The sequence below is a fragment of the Bacillus sp. FSL K6-3176 genome, assembly GCF_038003325.1.
Taxonomy (GTDB): Bacteria; Bacillota; Bacilli; order Bacillales; family Bacillaceae; genus Bacillus; species Bacillus altitudinis.
On the sequence record NZ_JBBOOX010000001.1, the window covers coordinates 157,658 to 177,806 of the forward strand.

The 20,149-nt window shown below is 43.7% G+C and carries 17 protein-coding genes, 2 tRNA genes and 3 rRNA genes; 18 read left to right on the forward strand and 4 right to left on the reverse strand.

Features of this window, described 5'->3' with window-relative positions:
* Nucleotides 1-7: 7 nt before the first annotated feature.
* The 5 genes from rpsI (at nt 8) to MHB38_RS00925 (ending at nt 3,555) form a co-directional block, all read left to right on the forward strand.
* Entirely contained in the window at nt 8-400 is a 393-nt protein-coding gene (gene rpsI / locus MHB38_RS00905) for a 30S ribosomal protein S9 (RefSeq protein WP_007496354.1), read from the forward strand.
* Nucleotides 401-576: 176 nt separating this feature from the next.
* Nucleotides 577-1,092 (forward strand): GNAT family N-acetyltransferase, encoded by a 516-nt coding sequence (locus MHB38_RS00910; protein WP_144716679.1) that lies wholly within the window; start codon nt 577-579, stop codon nt 1,090-1,092.
* A gap of 97 nt (nt 1,093-1,189) precedes the next feature.
* Nucleotides 1,190-1,936 carry an amidohydrolase family protein gene (locus MHB38_RS00915; protein WP_144716680.1) on the forward strand — a complete coding sequence of 249 codons (747 nt, stop codon included), beginning with the start codon at nt 1,190-1,192 and terminating at the stop codon, nt 1,934-1,936.
* Nucleotides 1,937-1,972: 36 nt separating this feature from the next.
* Nucleotides 1,973-2,446, forward strand: a complete 474-nt coding sequence (locus MHB38_RS00920; RefSeq protein WP_144716681.1) for a GNAT family N-acetyltransferase — start codon at nt 1,973-1,975, stop codon at nt 2,444-2,446.
* Nucleotides 2,447-2,556: 110 nt separating this feature from the next.
* Entirely contained in the window at nt 2,557-3,555 is a 999-nt protein-coding gene (locus MHB38_RS00925) for a serine hydrolase (protein WP_080995743.1), read from the forward strand.
* Nucleotides 3,556-3,592: 37 nt separating this feature from the next.
* On the opposite strand, the gene MHB38_RS00930 is transcribed toward MHB38_RS00925, so the two are convergent.
* A complete protein-coding gene (locus MHB38_RS00930; RefSeq protein WP_052320836.1) occupies nt 3,593-4,162 on the reverse strand; it encodes a DUF4825 domain-containing protein in 570 nt (189 codons plus the stop codon).
* A 147-nt stretch (nt 4,163-4,309) separates the two neighbouring features.
* On the opposite strand from MHB38_RS00930, the gene MHB38_RS00935 reads away from it, so the two are divergent.
* The 3 genes from MHB38_RS00935 to MHB38_RS00945 all read left to right on the forward strand — a co-directional run bounded on the left by MHB38_RS00935 (nt 4,310) and on the right by MHB38_RS00945 (nt 6,687).
* Nucleotides 4,310-4,753 carry a YbaK family protein gene (locus MHB38_RS00935; protein WP_052320835.1) on the forward strand — a complete coding sequence of 148 codons (444 nt, stop codon included), beginning with the start codon at nt 4,310-4,312 and terminating at the stop codon, nt 4,751-4,753.
* A 58-nt stretch (nt 4,754-4,811) separates the two neighbouring features.
* Complete coding sequence (gene cwlD, locus MHB38_RS00940) at nt 4,812-5,525, forward strand: N-acetylmuramoyl-L-alanine amidase CwlD (protein ID WP_046526520.1); 714 nt, start codon at nt 4,812-4,814, stop codon at nt 5,523-5,525.
* 103 nt (nt 5,526-5,628) lie between these two features.
* On the forward strand, nt 5,629-6,687 hold the full coding sequence (locus MHB38_RS00945) for an Mrp/NBP35 family ATP-binding protein (protein WP_007496365.1): 1,059 nt from the start codon (nt 5,629-5,631) through the stop codon (nt 6,685-6,687).
* Nucleotides 6,688-6,725: 38 nt separating this feature from the next.
* Here the strand turns inward: MHB38_RS00945 and gerD are convergent, their stop codons facing one another.
* Entirely contained in the window at nt 6,726-7,304 is a 579-nt protein-coding gene (gerD, locus tag MHB38_RS00950; RefSeq protein WP_007496366.1) for a spore germination lipoprotein GerD, read from the reverse strand.
* A gap of 90 nt (nt 7,305-7,394) precedes the next feature.
* Here gerD and MHB38_RS00955 point away from each other — a divergent pair, with 90 nt between their 5' ends.
* Nucleotides 7,395-7,997, forward strand: a complete 603-nt coding sequence (locus tag MHB38_RS00955; protein WP_008345196.1) for a KinB-signaling pathway activation protein — start codon at nt 7,395-7,397, stop codon at nt 7,995-7,997.
* Here MHB38_RS00955 and pdaB read toward each other — a convergent pair.
* Nucleotides 7,990-8,754 carry a polysaccharide deacetylase family sporulation protein PdaB gene (gene pdaB, locus MHB38_RS00960; RefSeq protein ID WP_017366469.1) on the reverse strand — a complete coding sequence of 255 codons (765 nt, stop codon included), beginning with the start codon at nt 8,752-8,754 and terminating at the stop codon, nt 7,990-7,992. The genes MHB38_RS00955 and pdaB overlap by 8 nt on opposite strands.
* Before the next feature lie 374 nt (nt 8,755-9,128).
* Here pdaB and MHB38_RS00965 point away from each other — a divergent pair.
* The 9 genes from MHB38_RS00965 to MHB38_RS01005 all read left to right on the forward strand — a co-directional run bounded on the left by MHB38_RS00965 (nt 9,129) and on the right by MHB38_RS01005 (nt 18,865).
* Nucleotides 9,129-10,677 (forward strand): 16S ribosomal RNA (locus MHB38_RS00965).
* Between the two features lie 181 nt (nt 10,678-10,858).
* Nucleotides 10,859-13,789, forward strand: a 23S ribosomal RNA gene (locus MHB38_RS00970).
* A gap of 61 nt (nt 13,790-13,850) precedes the next feature.
* A 5S ribosomal RNA gene (gene rrf, locus MHB38_RS00975) occupies nt 13,851-13,966 on the forward strand.
* Together the 16S, 23S and 5S rRNA genes with 2 tRNA genes alongside form the textbook arrangement of a ribosomal RNA operon.
* Nucleotides 13,967-14,009: 43 nt before the next feature.
* A tRNA-Asn gene (locus MHB38_RS00980) sits at nt 14,010-14,084 on the forward strand.
* 1 nt (nt 14,085) lies between these two features.
* Nucleotides 14,086-14,158, forward strand: a tRNA-Thr gene (locus MHB38_RS00985).
* A gap of 772 nt (nt 14,159-14,930) precedes the next feature.
* Nucleotides 14,931-15,053 carry a hypothetical protein gene (locus MHB38_RS00990; protein ID WP_265153615.1) on the forward strand — a complete coding sequence of 41 codons (123 nt, stop codon included), beginning with the start codon at nt 14,931-14,933 and terminating at the stop codon, nt 15,051-15,053.
* 49 nt (nt 15,054-15,102) lie between these two features.
* Entirely contained in the window at nt 15,103-16,068 is a 966-nt protein-coding gene (hag, locus tag MHB38_RS00995; RefSeq protein ID WP_017358869.1) for a flagellin Hag, read from the forward strand.
* A gap of 330 nt (nt 16,069-16,398) precedes the next feature.
* Nucleotides 16,399-17,838 (forward strand): SulP family inorganic anion transporter, encoded by a 1,440-nt coding sequence (locus MHB38_RS01000; protein ID WP_060831999.1) that lies wholly within the window; start codon nt 16,399-16,401, stop codon nt 17,836-17,838.
* A 61-nt stretch (nt 17,839-17,899) separates the two neighbouring features.
* Nucleotides 17,900-18,865, forward strand: a complete 966-nt coding sequence (locus MHB38_RS01005) for a bile acid:sodium symporter family protein (RefSeq protein WP_025206624.1) — start codon at nt 17,900-17,902, stop codon at nt 18,863-18,865.
* 38 nt (nt 18,866-18,903) lie between these two features.
* On the opposite strand, the gene MHB38_RS01010 is transcribed toward MHB38_RS01005, so the two are convergent.
* Entirely contained in the window at nt 18,904-20,112 is a 1,209-nt protein-coding gene (locus MHB38_RS01010) for an exo-beta-N-acetylmuramidase NamZ family protein (RefSeq protein WP_445661579.1), read from the reverse strand.
* Between the last annotated feature and the right edge of the window lie 37 nt (nt 20,113-20,149).

Here is a 20,149-nt window from a genome sequence, read left to right on the forward strand (position 1 = left end):
TAACAATTTGGCACAGGTTCAATATTACGGTACAGGTCGTCGTAAAAGTTCTGTAGCGCGCGTTCGCTTAGTTCCAGGTGAAGGCCGTATCGTCGTTAATAATCGTGAAATTACTGAATACATTCCATTCGCTGCTTTAATCGAAGACGTGAAACAGCCTTTGAACATCACAGAAACAGCTAACAGCTACGATGTTCTTGTAAATGTTCACGGTGGTGGATTCTCTGGTCAAGCTGGAGCAATTCGTCACGGTATCTCTCGTGCTCTTCTAGAAGTAGATCCTGAGTACCGTACACCACTTAAACGTGCTGGACTTCTTACTCGTGACTCTCGTATGAAAGAGCGTAAGAAATACGGTCTTAAAGGCGCACGTCGCGCACCTCAGTTCTCAAAACGTTAATCAATTTTATATTGTATGGACGTTTTACAAAGGTTTGTACAGACAAACCCTATATGAAAAGCATCAGCATCTTGCTGGTGCTTTTTTATTTGTGTTTTTTTCTGTCTGGAAACATATAAAATAGGGTCATAGTTAGGTTTCTGTTTAAAAAATGATGTTAAAGGGGGATGGCATTTATGAATCTAACAACAGAAAGATGTCTCATTCGACCATTTACTGAGGATGATTGGCAGAATGTCTATGCATATACATCTGATCCGGTGGTGATGAAGTATATGCCAGAAGGTGTTTTTTCTAAAGAAGAGGCGCAGGAATTTGTCAAAAATAATCGTCTTAAGACGGGCAAGAATTTTGCTGTGCTATTAAAAGAAGATCATACATGCATCGGGCATATCGTGTTTCATCCTTACTTTGGTGAGCACACATATGAAATTGGCTGGGTCTTCAATTCTGCATATCAAAACAAAGGCTATGCATCAGAAGCTGCATTTGCTGTCCTACATCATGGTTTTCACACAATGAATTTACATCGAATCATTGCCACTTGTCAGCCTGAAAATGTGCCATCGTGGAGAGTGATGGAGAAAATGGGGATGAGGAGAGAGGGATATTTTAAAAAATGTATACCACAAGGAAATGAGTGGTGGGATGAGTTTTATTATGCCATCTTACGAGAGGAATGGAAAACTTGATAAGTTTTCATGATATGAAGTAATTCGTCATTCCAAATATCCCTTGGCTTTCTCTATTGATATAATCAGGTCAAATAAGCAGAAGAGGGGCGCGGGCATGAGGATCTTTGATGCACATTTTCATATCATTGATTTTGATTTTCCCATTCAAGAAAACCAAGGATATACACCGCCGAGTTATGTGGTGAATGATTATAGGAGAGAGACGGCTGATTTGGGGATTGTAGGTGGAGCAATTGTATCAGGGTCATTTCAGGGCTTTGATCAAGGCTATTTGTTGAAAGCACTAGATGAAATGGGACCGGCTTTTTGCGGTGTGACTCAATTACCTTTTACCGCAGCCGATGATGAGATTGTTCAACTGAATCAACAAGGGGTAAAGGCTTTACGTTTTAATGTGAAGCGGGGTGGTTCGGAAGATATTTCAAAGCTCGACTATTTTGCGAGAAGGGTGTATGAGCTGGCTGGGTGGCATAGTGAGATTTACATAGACGCTAAGCATCTCCCTGACATCTCATCAACGCTTGAACAGCTGCCGGCCGTTTCGATTGATCATTTAGGTTTATCGGAAGAAGGCTTGCCGCATTTGCTCAAGCTGGTTGAAAAAGGGGTTCGTGTGAAAGCAACAGGCTTTGGACGTGTAGATTTAAAGGTTGAACAGGCATTGACGTCTATTTATCAAGCGAATCCTGATGCACTGATGTTTGGTACAGACCTGCCCTCTACAAGGGCAAAACGGCCATTTGAATACGGTGATATTGAATTGATTCAACGGATGTTTGATGAGGAAGCGGTGGATAGAATTTTATATGAGAACGCTATTAATTGGTATTTTGGCAAATGAATAAAGGTTTCCATTCCGTGATAGGAGGTGTGTTCATTGAATCTGAATCAATTGACATTTAGAGAAGCCGTCCAAGGAGACCTCGACAACATCGTTTTTATGCTTTCAGGTGACAAATTAGGCCAAAAGAGAGAACGCTACACTCGTCCATTATTAGAAAGCTACCTCAATGCCTTTCATTCGATCGAAGCGGATCCCAATAATGAATTAATCGTCGCTTGTGATCGGGAAGAGGTAGTCGGTGTTCTCCAATTAACAATGATTCCATTTCTAACGTATCAAGGTGGATGGAGAGCTTCAATAGAAGGAGTTCGTACAGCCATGACTCATAGAGGAAGAGGAATTGGCACATTGTTGATAAAATGGGCTATTCAACGCGCAAATGACCGTGGGTGTCATATGATTCAGTTGACAACTGACAAACAGAGGCCAGAAGCACGCTGTTTTTATGAAAAGTTGGGATTTGAAGCTACGCATGATGGGATGAAACTGCATCTTCTTCGTAAATAAACACACCAAGAAGCAAAGGTATTCACAACCCTTTGCTTTTTTGTGCCTTTGTTTCAAATATTTGTTATATTGGAGACGAGAATCTATAGTGGTTTGGAAAGGAGAAACATTTGAAGAAAACAAAAGAGGATCTTTTGACATTTGTCAGGAAAAACAAAAAGAACGTATCAGTAACAATTATTGAAAATGAAGATGTGGTATTAGAATGGAATGGTAATCAAAAAACACCACTTGCAAGTACGATGAAATTAATGGTTTTGTTTCATTTTGTTAAAGCTGTATCCAGCGGTGACATCAAGCTAAATGAAAAAGTGGCATTGTCTGATATAGAGCGGTTTTATATTGATAGAACCGATGGCGGTGCTCACACATACTGGCTAGAGGTCAACGATTTTTCTGAGCATGCAACTTTATTAGATGTTGCCAAAGGGATGATGCAATTCAGTTCGAATGCTTGTACTGATTATTTGATTGACCTGCTGGGCTTAGAGAAGATCAATAATCAGATGAAACAAGCAGGTCTTACAGAACATGATGAACTCATGCCGCTGACACCCAAGGTGTTGTGGCCAGCCTATGTATCTGATCATGAGCAGGATGCATTAAAGCAAATAAGCGATGTAACTGATGAACAATACAAATCTCTGATGATTGAGATTTTGAATATCATGAAAAATGACCCAGAGCATAAAAAGGCGTTAGAAGAAAAATTGATGAAAAAGAACTTGTTAAGCTTGCGTATTCAATCATTACTGACGCAAAAGATGACAAGGTCTACAACGAATCAATATGCACATTTTATGAAACGTCTACAGGATGAGCTGTTAACAACAGAAGAAAAGGGTCTTTTTAGCCAAATTGTGCTGGGAGAAACATTGAAGACGGAAACAGATCAATATATTTGGTATAAAGGCGGAGCGACGTTGTTTGTTTTCACAGCTGCTTTATATCGAAAAACGGATACATCAACTATATCAATTTCTCTATTCATCAATGACCTGAAAGCGGAGAATTCTCACTGGATGGGGGAAGTGTTCGATGAATTTATACTTACCGTAGTAGCAGATCAAAACTTTCGACAACGATTGATTCAAGCTTTTACTACATAATTATCAAAAAACAGAGGGTGACGCCCCTCTGTTCTTATTATTTCTTGATGGGAAACGCTTTGTATACATCTTGACGTTTCTCTTTTGACTTCACAACTCCATCAACCAGTTCCTTTTGCCAAAGCGCTGTATCGTCTTTGTACACTTTAAAAGAGTGAGGCAGCTTTTTTTCTAGCTGTTTTCTTTTAAACGTGACGGATGGCTCGTCTTTAGCGTTCATCTTGAGTGTCACTTGCTCCACGTTATCGATAAGAATAAAAAGTGCCAATGCATTATATAAGTAGTTTTTTTCAATGGTATCCTTCTTATCAAACCAAAATGCATCAAATTGTTCTTCTGTATCATTGGTATTTTCTTTCACGCCGTATGTCACTTTTAGCGCTTTTTCATCTACGATTTCATACTCGCGAATCACGTTACCTGGAAGATCTGATAAAATAGCGCCGACTGCTCCATTGTCTCCAATATAAGAATTTTTGTGTTTGGAAAGCTGTTTTAATGATATGTCTTCTATTTCTTTTATGTCGCTCTTTTGCTCGGTTGCTTGACTGCCGCATCCAGATAAGACGACTGTTAGTAGCAACAGGATATACATCCACTTCTTCATGAATTTTGCCCCTTTTCTATTCTTTCTATATATAAATGTTCATTTTATCACAATTTTCCAATCCGTTAGCGCATTGATTTCCATTTACTGAACTGCATGTTTTGTTCAAACCAACGAACAATACAAAGAAAAAAAGGAGTTCAGTCCATGGCAGAAGTTCTTTCATTTTATCAATTGAAAACAAAACGAGATGTCACGCTTGAAAAGAAGCTGTTGCGTACATTGTCTCTTCAACAGGTGACGGTCGCTTCCGAGAAATTCACGAGGAAGCTGTTCCCATTTGCAGATGATCCAGCTGGGATTATGAGTGATGGCTGTATTGATTTCGCCATTGAGGCTTTTTTAGCAGGTGGGAGATACGGTGAGTCGAGTAAGTATGGTGAATCATTCGATGATATAAAAAAGCGGTCAGTTCATGAAGAAGATGAGCTGGTTGAGGAGCTAGCAGGGTGTTTGCAATCGTGGGGGAATATGTTCCGAATGGAGCGTAAGATGTCGTGTCTGTATCCATTTGCGAAGGAATTTTTAAGCATATGGTGGCAGGAAGGCTTTCGGGAATCAGAAAAAAGGCATAAGCTTCGACTGCACTAAGCATATTTCCAGCCCTTGTCCCATATCTATAAAATAATGGTGTATGGGAGGGACAGGGATGAAAAGAAAGCTGAAATGGACAGGGTTTTTAATCGGGTTTATTGTCCTCTTATTCTTATTCAGATTTCAGTTTCTAAATGATGATTCGTGGAAATCGTGGAACTTGCCTTTGAGCGGCAAGATCATCTATTTAGATCCGGGTCACGGCGGTCCAGATGGCGGTGCTGTTGGCGGCGAGTTGCTCGAAAAAGAGATTGCACTGGATGTGTCCATGAAGATAAGAGACTATTTGCAGGAGCAGGGAGCGCTTGTTCTCATGACCCGGGAAGATGACTCTGATTTATCATCAAAGAATACAAAGAGTTATGCCCGAAAGAAAGCGGAGGATTTGAGAAACCGTGTGAAAGTCATCAATGAGTCTGAAGCAGATCTCTATTTAAGTATTCATTTAAATGCGATCCCATCGAACAAATGGAGCGGGGCACAGACGTTCTTTTACGGAAAGTATGAAGAGAATGAAAAAGCAGCGAAGTTCATTCAAGATGAATTGCGCAACAACCTTGAAAACACAGATCGCAAGGCGAAGCGAATCAATGGGATTTATTTAATGCAAAATGTCACGAAGCCAGGAGCGCTTGTCGAAATCGGATTTTTATCGAATCCAAAAGAGGCTGGTCAGCTGGCGACTCCTAAATATCAGGATCAAATTGCTGCTTCGATTTATAAAGGCATTCTCAGATATTTAACAGAGCAAAAAGAGCCGCCTGAATAAGGGGCTTTTTCCTGTTTATCGCAGGCAAAGAGGACAGACATTGTAAGGATATGTATGATATACTTGGATTGTAAACGAATTCAATAAAGGGTGAGGTTCTGCTATGATCGGACAAGATGATGTGAGAAAACTAGTTGGGAAGATGGACGAACCTTTCCTTCATATACCGCTTGGTGAGCTGGATGCCATCAAGGAAATCAGCCTAAAGCCTGAAAAAGAACATGTGAGCTTAAAAGTGGCGATTGCCAAGACAGGCACTGCTGAGCAGATGAAGCTGCAGCAAGACATCGTACAAGCTTTAAAAGCAGCGGGCGCGAACACTGTAGGACTTCGTTTTGAAGAACTGCCTCAAGAAACGCTTGAAAAGTTTATGCCGTCCCAGGATGAGGAAGAAAATTTGCTCAACTCTAAAAATCCGCCTGTGTTCTTAGCGATTGCGAGTGGAAAAGGCGGCGTTGGGAAATCAACTGTTTCCGTTAACCTGGCTGTGGCACTGGCTCGTCTAGGGAAAAAAGTGGGACTGATCGATGCTGATATTTACGGCTTTAGCGTACCGGATATGATGGGAATCACCGTCAGACCGACAGTTAAAGGGGAAAAGATTATTCCTGTGGAACGCTTTGGCGTCAAAGTGATTTCAATGGGCTTTTTTGTTGAAGAAAACGCACCGGTCATTTGGAGAGGACCGATGCTTGGTAAAATGCTAAATAACTTCTTCCACGAAGTAGAGTGGGGAGAATTAGATTACTTACTATTAGACCTTCCGCCTGGAACAGGTGATGTAGCACTTGATATTCATACGATGCTTCCGAGCTGTAAAGAAATCATTGTGACGACACCGCATCCAACAGCGGCTTTCGTTGCTGCTAGAGCAGGCGCAATGGCACTGCAAACAGATCACGAGGTGCTAGGGGTCGTTGAGAATATGAGTTACTATGAAAGCAAAAAAACAGGTGAGAAGGAATATGTCTTTGGAAAAGGCGGCGGGGACAAGCTGGCGGAGGAGCTGCGTGTATCAGTTCTTGGTCAAATCCCTTTAAGACAGCCTGATTGGAATGAGGACGATTTTGCACCTTCTGTCTATGATGCGAGTCATCCGACAGGGGAAGTGTATCAACACATTGCCAATAAAGTCATTGAACAATTAGCAGTAAAAGCATAATGAAATCCCGAGTGGACCTTGTGCCACTCGGGTGATGTTTAACTGCCGCTTCCTTGTGAACCGGAATCATTGCTGCTTTCAGAGACTGCTTTTTTTAGCTCATCTTCGAATTTCTTCTTATAGAGAGGGCTGCTTAATGTTTCTGTGATGACTTTCTCTAAGTGCTTTCTGAACTCTTTGCTTTTGACCAGTTCACCGTATTTCTTTTCCATTTCAGGATCCTTGAGAATATCCATCATCATCTGTTGATAGTCAGGGTCCTTCATCAATTGTTTTAACATCTTTTCATGCTGTTGCTGCATGGATTTTGCGAAAGTCTCGGCAAATTTAGAATCCTCAAAGACCTTCTTCCAGAACTCTTTGCCTTTATCAGAAGTTAGTGTTTTCTCTATTGTTTTTTTCACAGTTTGTTCATCCATTACCAAAGCTTCATTCATTGCCTCGTCATTTAATAACTGTTGAATGGCCTTTTTACCGTCATCTGTTTTCAAAATATCGACGACCATTTTTTTCGTTTCGTCATAGTCCATATTAGATGAGGATTGGGTTTTGGGAGCACAAGCTGTTAGAGATAAAAGAAGAAAACAGCTCATTATACGCAAGATGCCTTTTGACATACTGTGGCTCCTTTCGTTACATGTCTTACTTTTAATATGAATGTTTCACGTGAATTTATACATAACAAAAATAGGGGTTGGGTCAATTCAATGAAAAGTCGGGATTTAGTTCGTTTTTTCTTCTCTGTGCTGGCTGTTGGAGCGGTCATTACAAGCGTGGTAGGTTTTGCGCTGGAGTGGGGGAAATATCAGAAGCTGTTTGTATCGTTTGAGATTTTAGAGATTGCGTCTGTGTTATTTTGGTTTATTGGTGTGGGGATGATCTTTAGTGTAATCAGTCAGATGGGGTTTGTTGTCTTTTTGACAGTGCACCGGTTTGCGCTGGAGATTTTCAGGTCGCATTCTTTATGGAATACCATTCAGTTATTCCTTGTGATTTTCGTGCTGTTTGATTTAGCTTATTTGCGGTTTTTGTTTTTCGGGGAGAATGAATCATTTCTTCCATACTTGTGGCTGCCTGTTTTTATCGGTGTGTTTGCATTGATCGTGTCTTATTTTAAACAGCAGCAGTCCTCTAAGAAAACATTTATTTCTGCAATGTTTCTCATGGTCGTCATCACGTCGTTAGAATGGTTTCCGGCGCTTAGAGTCAATGAAGAGGACTGGCTATATTTAATGCTATTTCCGCTATTAGGTTGTAATGCGTTTCAGTTATTAGCTATGCCGCGGTTTTCAAAAGCAAAAGCTACTTAACCTCAGTTGACTTTGTTTTTGTATTAGAGATAAGCTCGCCAACCGTGACGTTTCTTAAATTTTTGTCTTTTAAGTGTTTTAAAATGGCTGGTAAGGCTTGAGCGGTTTGGGTGGCTGAATCTGAGGCGTGAAGGAGAATAATGTCTCCGCTTTTCATTCGATCATTTACATTATGAACAATCTGGTCGACGCCCGGGTTCAGCCAATCTTGAGAATTGATGCTGTAATGGACAACGGTATAGCCATACTGTGTTGCAATTTTCAATACCGTTTCATTAAATTGCCCAGTTGGCGGTCTTAATAATTGAATGTCTTCCAGTCCAAGCTTTTGAAATGTATTTTGTGCACGGACAAGATCACGCTTAATTTCGTTTTCTTCAAGCTGGCTATAATTTTTATATGCATAGCCAAGGCTGCCAATTTGATGGCCGTCCTCTTTAATCCTTTTCACAATATCTGGGTGACGCTCAGCCCAAGAAGCAGACAGAAAGAAAGTGGCGTTCTTTATATCGTACTCTCGGAGGACATTTAAAATAGGAACAGCCTTCTCATCTCCCCAGCCAATATTAAACGTAAGGGATGCGTGTTTTGATGAGGTCTCTCCTTTATAAATTGCTCGGGGTCCTTGTTCTGTCTTAAATACCGACAGCGGCGGTGCCTTTTGTACATAAAAAAAGGTTGCAGCTGCAAGGGCTGCTACAAGAATAATGACTACTTGCTTCAGCCGTTTAATAGGCAACACATATAATCGACTCAATTCAAACACTCCTGCCTTGTCCAAGATTGTTACTTGATTGTATGCAGGACAAGGGTTTAACATGCACAATAAAACTATTTTAAAAAAAGTTCTGAAAAGGCGTTGACCAACAGAATGTTTTCGTGATATATTATTAATCGTCGCTGACACACAGTGACAAACACAAACGCTTCGGGAAATAAACTTGAAAAAAGTTATTGACATAAGATGAAGCGAAATGTTATATTATTAAAGTCGCTAAGAACGGCGAAGATGATCTTTGAAAACTAAACAAGACAAAATGTACCTGTTAATTCGAGTTTTTATAAAAAAATCCTATGATACATCATAGGTAGTCAGTCAAACTGGCGAAAAACAAAACTTCGGTTTTGTACTTTTCGGAGAGTTTGATCCTGGCTCAGGACGAACGCTGGCGGCGTGCCTAATACATGCAAGTCGAGCGGACAGAAGGGAGCTTGCTCCCGGATGTTAGCGGCGGACGGGTGAGTAACACGTGGGTAACCTGCCTGTAAGACTGGGATAACTCCGGGAAACCGGAGCTAATACCGGATAGTTCCTTGAACCGCATGGTTCAAGGATGAAAGACGGTTTCGGCTGTCACTTACAGATGGACCCGCGGCGCATTAGCTAGTTGGTGAGGTAACGGCTCACCAAGGCGACGATGCGTAGCCGACCTGAGAGGGTGATCGGCCACACTGGGACTGAGACACGGCCCAGACTCCTACGGGAGGCAGCAGTAGGGAATCTTCCGCAATGGACGAAAGTCTGACGGAGCAACGCCGCGTGAGTGATGAAGGTTTTCGGATCGTAAAGCTCTGTTGTTAGGGAAGAACAAGTGCAAGAGTAACTGCTTGCACCTTGACGGTACCTAACCAGAAAGCCACGGCTAACTACGTGCCAGCAGCCGCGGTAATACGTAGGTGGCAAGCGTTGTCCGGAATTATTGGGCGTAAAGGGCTCGCAGGCGGTTTCTTAAGTCTGATGTGAAAGCCCCCGGCTCAACCGGGGAGGGTCATTGGAAACTGGGAAACTTGAGTGCAGAAGAGGAGAGTGGAATTCCACGTGTAGCGGTGAAATGCGTAGAGATGTGGAGGAACACCAGTGGCGAAGGCGACTCTCTGGTCTGTAACTGACGCTGAGGAGCGAAAGCGTGGGGAGCGAACAGGATTAGATACCCTGGTAGTCCACGCCGTAAACGATGAGTGCTAAGTGTTAGGGGGTTTCCGCCCCTTAGTGCTGCAGCTAACGCATTAAGCACTCCGCCTGGGGAGTACGGTCGCAAGACTGAAACTCAAAGGAATTGACGGGGGCCCGCACAAGCGGTGGAGCATGTGGTTTAATTCGAAGCAACGCGAAGAACCTTACCAGGTCTTGACATCCTCTGACAACCCTAGAGATAGGGCTTTCCCTTCGGGGACAGAGTGACAGGTGGTGCATGGTTGTCGTCAGCTCGTGTCGTGAGATGTTGGGTTAAGTCCCGCAACGAGCGCAACCCTTGATCTTAGTTGCCAGCATTCAGTTGGGCACTCTAAGGTGACTGCCGGTGACAAACCGGAGGAAGGTGGGGATGACGTCAAATCATCATGCCCCTTATGACCTGGGCTACACACGTGCTACAATGGACAGAACAAAGGGCTGCGAGACCGCAAGGTTTAGCCAATCCCACAAATCTGTTCTCAGTTCGGATCGCAGTCTGCAACTCGACTGCGTGAAGCTGGAATCGCTAGTAATCGCGGATCAGCATGCCGCGGTGAATACGTTCCCGGGCCTTGTACACACCGCCCGTCACACCACGAGAGTTTGCAACACCCGAAGTCGGTGAGGTAACCTTTATGGAGCCAGCCGCCGAAGGTGGGGCAGATGATTGGGGTGAAGTCGTAACAAGGTAGCCGTATCGGAAGGTGCGGCTGGATCACCTCCTTTCTAAGGATATATGGAGCAGCGTGCGTTTTCGTCTTGTTTAGTTTTGAAGGATCATTCCTTCAAACATGTCTCTAGCGAGACAGGATTGTTCTTTGAAAACTAGATAACAATAAGTAATACATTCACATTGAATGCAATGCAAAGTTCATCACACATAGTGATTCTTTCTAAAGTAAGAAATGGTTAAGTTAGAAAGGGCGCACGGTGGATGCCTTGGCACTAGGAGCCGATGAAGGACGGGACGAACACCGATATGCTTCGGGGAGCTGTAAGCAAGCTTTGATCCGGAGATTTCCGAATGGGGAAACCCACTGCTCGTAATGGAGTAGTATCCATACTTGAATACATAGAGTATGAGAAGGCATACCCGGGGAACTGAAACATCTAAGTACCCGGAGGAAGAGAAAGCAAATGCGATTCCCTGAGTAGCGGCGAGCGAAACGGGAACAGCCCAAACCAAGAGGCTTGCCTCTTGGGGTTGTAGGACACTCTATACGGAGTTACAAAGGAACGATATAAGCGAAGAGGTCTGGAAAGGCCCGCCAAAGAAGGTAACAGCCCTGTAACTGAAATGTTGTTCTCTCCAGAGTGGATCCTGAGTACGGCGGAACACGTGAAATTCCGTCGGAATCCGGGAGGACCATCTCCCAAGGCTAAATACTCCCTAGTGACCGATAGTGAACCAGTACCGTGAGGGAAAGGTGAAAAGCACCCCGGAAGGGGAGTGAAATAGATCCTGAAACCGTGTGCCTACAAGTAGTCAGAGCCCGTTAACGGGTGATGGCGTGCCTTTTGTAGAATGAACCGGCGAGTTACGATCCCGTGCAAGGTTAAGCAGAAGATGCGGAGCCGCAGCGAAAGCGAGTCTGAATAGGGCGCATGAGTACGTGGTCGTAGACCCGAAACCAGGTGATCTACCCATGTCCAGGGTGAAGTTCAGGTAACACTGAATGGAGGCCCGAACCCACGCACGTTGAAAAGTGCGGGGATGAGGTGTGGGTAGGGGTGAAATGCCAATCGAACCTGGAGATAGCTGGTTCTCTCCGAAATAGCTTTAGGGCTAGCCTCAAGGTAAGAGTCTCGGAGGTAGAGCACTGATTGGACTAGGGGCCCCTACCGGGTTACCGAATTCAGTCAAACTCCGAATGCCGATGACTTATCCTTGGGAGTCAGACTGCGAGTGATAAGATCCGTAGTCGAAAGGGAAACAGCCCAGACCGCCAGCTAAGGTCCCAAAGTATACGTTAAGTGGAAAAGGATGTGGAGTTGCTTAGACAACCAGGATGTTGGCTTAGAAGCAGCCACCATTTAAAGAGTGCGTAATAGCTCACTGGTCGAGTGACTCTGCGCCGAAAATGTACCGGGGCTAAACGTATCACCGAAGCTGCGGACTGTTCTTACGAACAGTGGTAGGAGAGCGTTCTAAGTGCAGTGAAGTCAGACCGGAAGGACTGGTGGAGCGCTTAGAAGTGAGAATGCCGGTATGAGTAGCGAAAGACGGGTGAGAATCCCGTCCACCGAATGCCTAAGGTTTCCTGAGGAAGGCTCGTCCGCTCAGGGTTAGTCGGGACCTAAGCCGAGGCCGAAAGGCGTAGGCGATGGACAACAGGTTGATATTCCTGTACCACCTCCTCACCATTTGAGCAATGGGGGGACGCAGGAGGATAGGGTAAGCGCGGTATTGGATATCCGCGTCCAAGCAGTTAGGCTGGGAAATAGGCAAATCCGTTTCCCGTGAAGGCTGAGCTGTGATGGCGAGCGAAATTTAGTAGCGAAGTTCCTGATTCCACACTGCCAAGAAAAGCCTCTAGCGAGGTGAGAGGTGCCCGTACCGCAAACCGACACAGGTAGGCGAGGAGAGAATCCTAAGGTGATCGAGAGAACTCTCGTTAAGGAACTCGGCAAAATGACCCCGTAACTTCGGGAGAAGGGGTGCTTCTTAGGGTGTTAAAGCCCCGAGAAGCCGCAGTGAATAGGCCCAGGCGACTGTTTAGCAAAAACACAGGTCTCTGCGAAGCCGTAAGGCGAAGTATAGGGGCTGACGCCTGCCCGGTGCTGGAAGGTTAAGAGGAGCGCTTAGCGTAAGCGAAGGTGCGAATTGAAGCCCCAGTAAACGGCGGCCGTAACTATAACGGTCCTAAGGTAGCGAAATTCCTTGTCGGGTAAGTTCCGACCCGCACGAAAGGCGCAACGATCTGGGCACTGTCTCAACGAGAGACTCGGTGAAATTATAGTACCTGTGAAGATGCAGGTTACCCGCGACAGGACGGAAAGACCCCGTGGAGCTTTACTGCAGCCTGATATTGAATGTTGGTACAGCTTGTACAGGATAGGTAGGAGCCTTGGAAACCGGAGCGCTAGCTTCGGTGGAGGCATCGGTGGGATACTACCCTGGCTGTATTGACCTTCTAACCCGCTGCCCTTATCGGGCAGGGAGACAGTGTCAGGTGGGCAGTTTGACTGGGGCGGTCGCCTCCTAAAATGTAACGGAGGCGCCCAAAGGTTCCCTCAGAATGGTTGGAAATCATTCGCAGAGTGTAAAGGCACAAGGGAGCTTGACTGCGAGACCTACAAGTCGAGCAGGGACGAAAGTCGGGCTTAGTGATCCGGTGGTTCCGCATGGAAGGGCCATCGCTCAACGGATAAAAGCTACCCCGGGGATAACAGGCTTATCTCCCCCAAGAGTCCACATCGACGGGGAGGTTTGGCACCTCGATGTCGGCTCATCGCATCCTGGGGCTGTAGTCGGTCCCAAGGGTTGGGCTGTTCGCCCATTAAAGCGGTACGCGAGCTGGGTTCAGAACGTCGTGAGACAGTTCGGTCCCTATCCGTCGCGGGCGCAGGAAATTTGAGAGGAGCTGTCCTTAGTACGAGAGGACCGGGATGGACGCACCGCTGGTGTACCAGTTGTTCTGCCAAGGGCATCGCTGGGTAGCTATGTGCGGACGGGATAAGTGCTGAAAGCATCTAAGCATGAAGCCCCCCTCAAGATGAGATTTCCCATTCCGCAAGGAAGTAAGATCCCTGAAAGATGATCAGGTTGATAGGTCTGAGGTGGAAGCGTGGTGACACGTGGAGCTGACAGATACTAATAGATCGAGGACTTAACCTATATTCTAATGTGAAAAATGAACATTGTTATCTAGTTTTGAGAGAACATTCTCTCCATCAGGTTTGGTGGCGATAGCGAAGAGGTCACACCCGTTCCCATACCGAACACGGAAGTTAAGCTCTTCAGCGCCGATGGTAGTTGGGGGTTTCCCCCTGTGAGAGTAGGACGCCGCCAAGCTTTTTGTTTATATCCTTCCAATGGAAGAAGTTACTTTATCCATTCCGCAGTAGCTCAGTGGTAGAGCTATCGGCTGTTAACCGATCGGTCGTAGGTTCGAGTCCTACCTGCGGAGCCATGCTTCCATAGCTCAGTAGGTAGAGCACTTCCATGGTAAGGAAGAGGTCAGCGGTTCGAGCCCGCTTGGAAGCTTTCCTCTAAATATTGTTCTGACAAGGTTTCTCGATGATGAGAAGGCTTTTTTTTATGTCTTTTTTAATTGCTGGGGGACGCAATGGGGACGCATTATCGAATTTGCAATAAGTTTGATATAGCTTCTGCATAACCTAAACGATGATAGACAGATTTGATATTAAACCCAGATATTTTGCCGATTTGATTTATTAGCATAGTAGCATGAGTGTGACGCATATCATGCAAATGAATTTTCTTATATCGTGCTTTTTTGCGAATCGCTCCCACTATTTATTTAAATATAAAAAGGTAGTTGAGAACGTACAATGCTAATTCGTCTAGTTGATGACAGAGCAAGGCATTCCATTGGTCAACGTTGTGCCACATAAAAGATGGAACGGTTCGAAGATAAAAGCAGCTCTTCAAAAAGCATTGAAAAAGTGAAAAAGGTAAAGCCTCTGATCATAGAGAACAGGGGCTTTTTTGATGTTATTTTTCAACGTTCTTTTTTTGAAGTGAATCCTTATCTCAAAATCCTTTTTCTTTTCTCTGTTACTTTATCGAGTGATTCTAGGTATATGAAAAAGTATTGTTTCCACACAATTTTACACTAATTATGTTTCTCCTCCTGAAAACGTAGTTGATAGAATTTCATTTTCCTTTTATGCATTTTAAATGTGTCGAATTTGTGAAATAAACAATTTCCACAAACTAAAATATGTGGTAGGTCTGTCTATAGTAGGTAACACAATACTCTTTGTTATGGTGAGCATTAATAGAAGGAGATTTCATGATTATTGCCATAACTGGTGTTGCAGATAGTAGTAAAGTTAGAGAGCCAAAAGGTGATCTGTATGACTACTATACACATGCCTTAGAAATCGGAAATTCTAAGGAAGAGCTTCTCATCTAAATGGACTTTGTAGACAAGCTCGAAAAAAATTACATGGAGGTAATAGGAAATGAGAATTAACCACAATATCGCGGCACTTAACACATTAAACCGTTTGTCTGCAAACAACGGTGCGAGCCAAAAGAACATGGAGAAACTTTCTTCTGGTCTTAAAATCAACCGTGCAGGAGATGACGCAGCAGGTCTTGCAATCTCTGAAAAAATGCGTGGACAAATTCGCGGATTAGAAATGGCTTCAAAAAACGCACAGGACGGTATCTCTCTTATCCAAACAGCTGAGGGGGCATTGACTGAAACTCACTCAATCCTTCAACGTGTTCGTGAATTAGTCGTTCAAGCTGGAAATACTGGTACACAGGATAAAGAGTCTGACCTTCAATCTATCCAAGATGAAATTAAAGCTTTACAAGAAGAAGTAGATGGAATTTCAAATCGTACAGAGTTTAACGGTAAAAAATTATTAGATGGTTCGTTTAAAGGAACCCCAGGAACACCAGCAATTCCGCCGACAGATCCAGATGATCCAGATACAGGTACACCTGCAGTTCCAGCAAGTGGTAATGCTTTAGTGTTCCAAATCGGTGCTAATGCAACTCAACAAATCTCAGTTCATATTGATAAAATGAGTACAGATGCATTGGGAGTGAAAGGTGCTAATGGAATTGTAGCGAATCAAGCGATTAAAGACATCGATGTAAGAAAGTTTGCTGATAATGCAGCAGATGCTACTGATGTTGGTTTTGATACTCAACTAAGTATTGTTGATGCAGCTATTAACCAAGTATCTGCTCAACGTGGAAAACTTGGTGCAGTACAAAACCGTCTAGAGCACACGATTAACAACTTGGGTGCATCTGCTGAAAACTTAACTGCTGCTGAGTCTCGTATTCGTGACGTTGACATGGCGAAAGAAATGAGTGAGTTCACAAAGAACAACATTCTTTCTCAAGCGTCTCAAGCTATGCTTGCACAAGCGAATCAACAGCCGCAAAACGTACTTCAATTATTACGTTAATCAACCAAAAGCCCCTTTTATATAGGGGCTTTTGTTGTTTGTTTTAAATGTTGGACATGCTCAGTGACAAATAGACTCATGAATGGAATAAATCGATTGGTAAGTAAGCTTTGTATCAATTTTCTACACATTCCTTCTTTTTGTGCTTGATTCCTTAGTTCCTTTCTTATATTCTTACTAAAGTGATGATTATCCTCTCTAACAAAAGACTCTGTACGTTCCTCTTTTTCCCCGAAATTGAATGGTTATTGTTTGTTCCTTTCTGTATCTCCGGGTTTTATTCGCCTTCTTTTTCCTTGTACGGTATGTATATAAAAAGGAGTAGATGGTTTGAAAGATTTATTTGTAAAGCAAGAATGGTTTGGATATGTGCGTCAGGATGTGCTGGCGGGTATTTTAGTGGCCTTGGCTTTGATTCCTGAAGCGATTGCGTTTTCGATTATTGCGGGCGTTGATCCTAAGGTCGGTTTGTATGCTTCGTTTTGTATCGCGATTGTGATTTCGTTTGTTGGTGGACGGCCAGGTATGATCTCTGCCGCTACTGGTGCTATGGCGCTGGTCATGGTCAATTTAATTGCAGATCATGGATTGCAGTATTTGTTCGCAGCTACGATTTTAACAGGCTTGATTCAAATTGTGTTTGGAGTGTGCCGAGTGTCTCGTCTGATGAAATTTATTCCGAGGTCTGTGATGGTTGGTTTTGTCAATGCGTTGGCAATTATGATCTTCATGGCACAGCTGCCGCATTTCGTTGGGGAATCCATGGCTATGTATATCATGACAGGTGGCGCTTTGTTCATCATTTATGTATTACCGATGGTCATCAAAGTTGTTCCCTCTCCACTTATTGCAATTATTGTGATGACGATGATCGCTGTATTTGGGCATATTGATGTCAGAACGGTTGGGGACATGGGAGAGCTTCCTAGCTCTTTGCCAACTTTTCTTATTCCCAATGTACCGTTTAGCTGGGAAACACTTGCTATCATTTTTCCTTATTCCTTAGCACTTGCGATGGTTGGTTTACTTGAATCTTTATTAACAGCACAAATTGTAGATGATATGACGGAAACGTCTAGTCGTAAAAATAAGGAAGCGAGAGGCCAAGGAATTGCCAATGTGGTGGCAGGATTTTTTGGCGGTATGGCTGGCTGTGCGATGATTGGTCAATCTGTGATTAATACAAAGGCAGGGGGACGAGGCAGGCTTTCTACCTTTGTTGCTGGTGCATTTTTAATGGTATTGATTTTTGTTTTGGGTGATGTAGTCGTTCAAATTCCAATGGCTGCTCTTGTGGCTGTCATGATCATGGTTTCTATTGGTACCTTTGATTGGAGTTCATTCCAGCAGCTGAAAAAGAACCCAAAAACAGATTCTCTTGTGATGCTTGTCACGGTCGTGACGGTGGTGTTCACTCATGATTTATCCAAGGGTGTTTTTGCAGGGGTGCTGCTTAGTGCCGTATTCTTTGTGGCTAAAATATCAAAACTCCATATTACCTCTACAGAAAGCCAAGCTGGTACATGGGTTTATCGAATTAAGGGTCAAATTTTCTTTGCTTCCGTGACTGAATTGATTCAAGCCTTCCATCATGGAAACGACCTGAACACGGTTGTGATTGATTTGTCTGAAGCGCGTATATGGGACGAATCAGGTGTGGCCGCAATTGAACGTGTGAAGGAAAAATATCGTACAGCTGGTGTAGAGGTGGACGTAGTTGGAATGGATACGTCGAGTCAAAAACTTATGAAACAAGTGATCGGATCTTAAAAAGACTTTTCTGTTTGTTACAATAGAACAAGGAAGAAAGTGAAGGATGGAGGTGGCCGGCATGCTTGTCCGTTTGAATCAGGTGCTCGGCCGGATGATGCCGCTCATTACGCCTGTCAGTGTGCTACTTGGTGTATTATTGGCGGCGTATTTAAAAGATTTCACCTTTTTGGTGCCTTGGGTGTTTGCTGTGATGACATTTTCAGGGAGCTTGTCATCTACTTTTTCAGCTTTAAAACATACGGTGATGCATCCATTGCCTTTGATTTTATCGTTTATGATTTTGCATGTGCTGATGCCCCTTTATGCATGGTCGGCGGGGCATTTGATATTTGCGGGTGATTCTATGACGATCACCGGTTTGACGCTTGCGATGGTGATTCCGACAGGTGTGTCTAGTTTAATATGGGCAGCAATGTATAAAGGAAATGTGGGGTTAACGTTATCTATCATATTAATTGATACATTGCTTTCGCCATTGATTGTGCCAGTAAGCTTGTCAATCTTCGTTGGTACACAGGTCCATATGGACATGGTGGCGATCATGAAAGGACTATTCGGTATGGTGGTGTTGCCCTCTATTTTAGGGATGCTCGTTCGTCAGTATGCAAAGCCATCGGTGACAAAAGCAATAAGTCAGACCTTGGCTCCTTTTTCAAAATTAGGCTTGTTTGTTGTCGTATCGATTAACAGTTCTGTTGTCGCCCCATATTTGCGTGAACTGGATGCTGCATTTTTTAGCAAAGCAGCGACTGTCTTTTTCATTGCGATGAGTGGGTATGCGTTTGCGTGGTTGATTGGAAAGGCGATGAAATGTACCCAAGGAGAAATTGTGGCGATTGTGTATACGGGCGGTATGCGGAACATTAGCGCGGGTGCTGTGCTTGCCATTAGCTTTTTCCCGCCTGCTGTTGCTGTTCCTGTTGTGATTGGCATGCTGTTTCAGCAAGTGCTTGCAGCCTTGTTTGGCTTTTTACTTCATCGTTTCGAGCTGAAAGTACCTGCTGTGACTAAGTCTTTATCATGAAAAAACCTCCAACCTTTAAGGTGGAGGCTTTTTTGCGATTAATAGATGAGGTATTTTTTTCGTTTCTTTTCGAACGTTTTCAGGTCATGGTGGTATTGTTTCATGATGTGTTTGATGGAAGTGCCTTTATTGATTTCTTCTTTGATCCAGCTATTCCCGATGAGTTTATCAAAGCTACCTGTTTGTAGGAATTGAAAGTCATTAGGATACAAGTCATGTATTGCTTTGATGATAGATAGACCTGTTTTGACTGCTTCGAATGATTTTCGGTCTGTGACATAAAGCTGTACCCCGTGAGACAAAGTCCCGGCATGTTTTGAAAAGGTAGGGGTAAATGAGACAGGTCTAAATTGAACGCCTTTTAGTTTTAACCCATTTAAATGATCTGCTAGCTCATTGCTATTGATATATGGAGCGCCAATGAGTTCGAACGGTTTTGTTGTTCCTCTGCCTTCAGAAACGTTTGTGCCTTCGATTAATCCTGTTGCTGGGTAAACAAAGGTACTATCAACGGTCGGCATGTTAGGTGAAGGGAGGACGAAAGGCAGCTTCGTGTCATCGAACGTCATGGATCGTTTCCAATGTTTCATTTTGATCACTTTTACATCAGCGTTGATATGAAACTCTTTGTTAAACATGTATGCAAGTTCTCCAGTTGTCATCCCATGTCTTAATGGGATGGGATAGAGACCTACAAATGAGGCGTGTTCTGGCTCTAATACGGGTCCTTCTACTTTTAGTCCGCCTATTGGGTTTGGACGATCTAAGACAACAAATGGAATGTTGTTTTCCTTAGCCGCTTCCATTGCATACGCCATCGTGTAAATATAGGTGTAATAACGAGCACCAACGTCTTGAATATCAAATAGCAGGACATCTACATTTTTGAGCATTTCAGGAGTTGGCTTTCTTGTTTTTCCATAAAGAGAGTAAACAGGCAGGCCTGTTTTTTCGTCAGTATACGATTCGACGCCTTCTCCTGCTTGTGCATCACCACGGACGCCATGTTCAGGTCCATACAAGGCAGTCAGTTTAATATCGGGGTGTTCAAATAGCAGATCGACACTGCTTTTCATGTTTGCATCAATGCCTGTAGGATTCGTAATAAGCCCTACTTTTTTCCCTTTAAGCCAAGAGAGGTTACTTGAGAGTAATGTTTCGATACCTGTTTTGACTGTTGCTTTTTTTCCTTTTGTATCTGTTCGTTCTGAATTTGCGGGGGAGGCGGCGGTCAATGTGCTGATCATGAGAATGCTAGCGAGTATCAAGCTTGCTGTCTTTTTC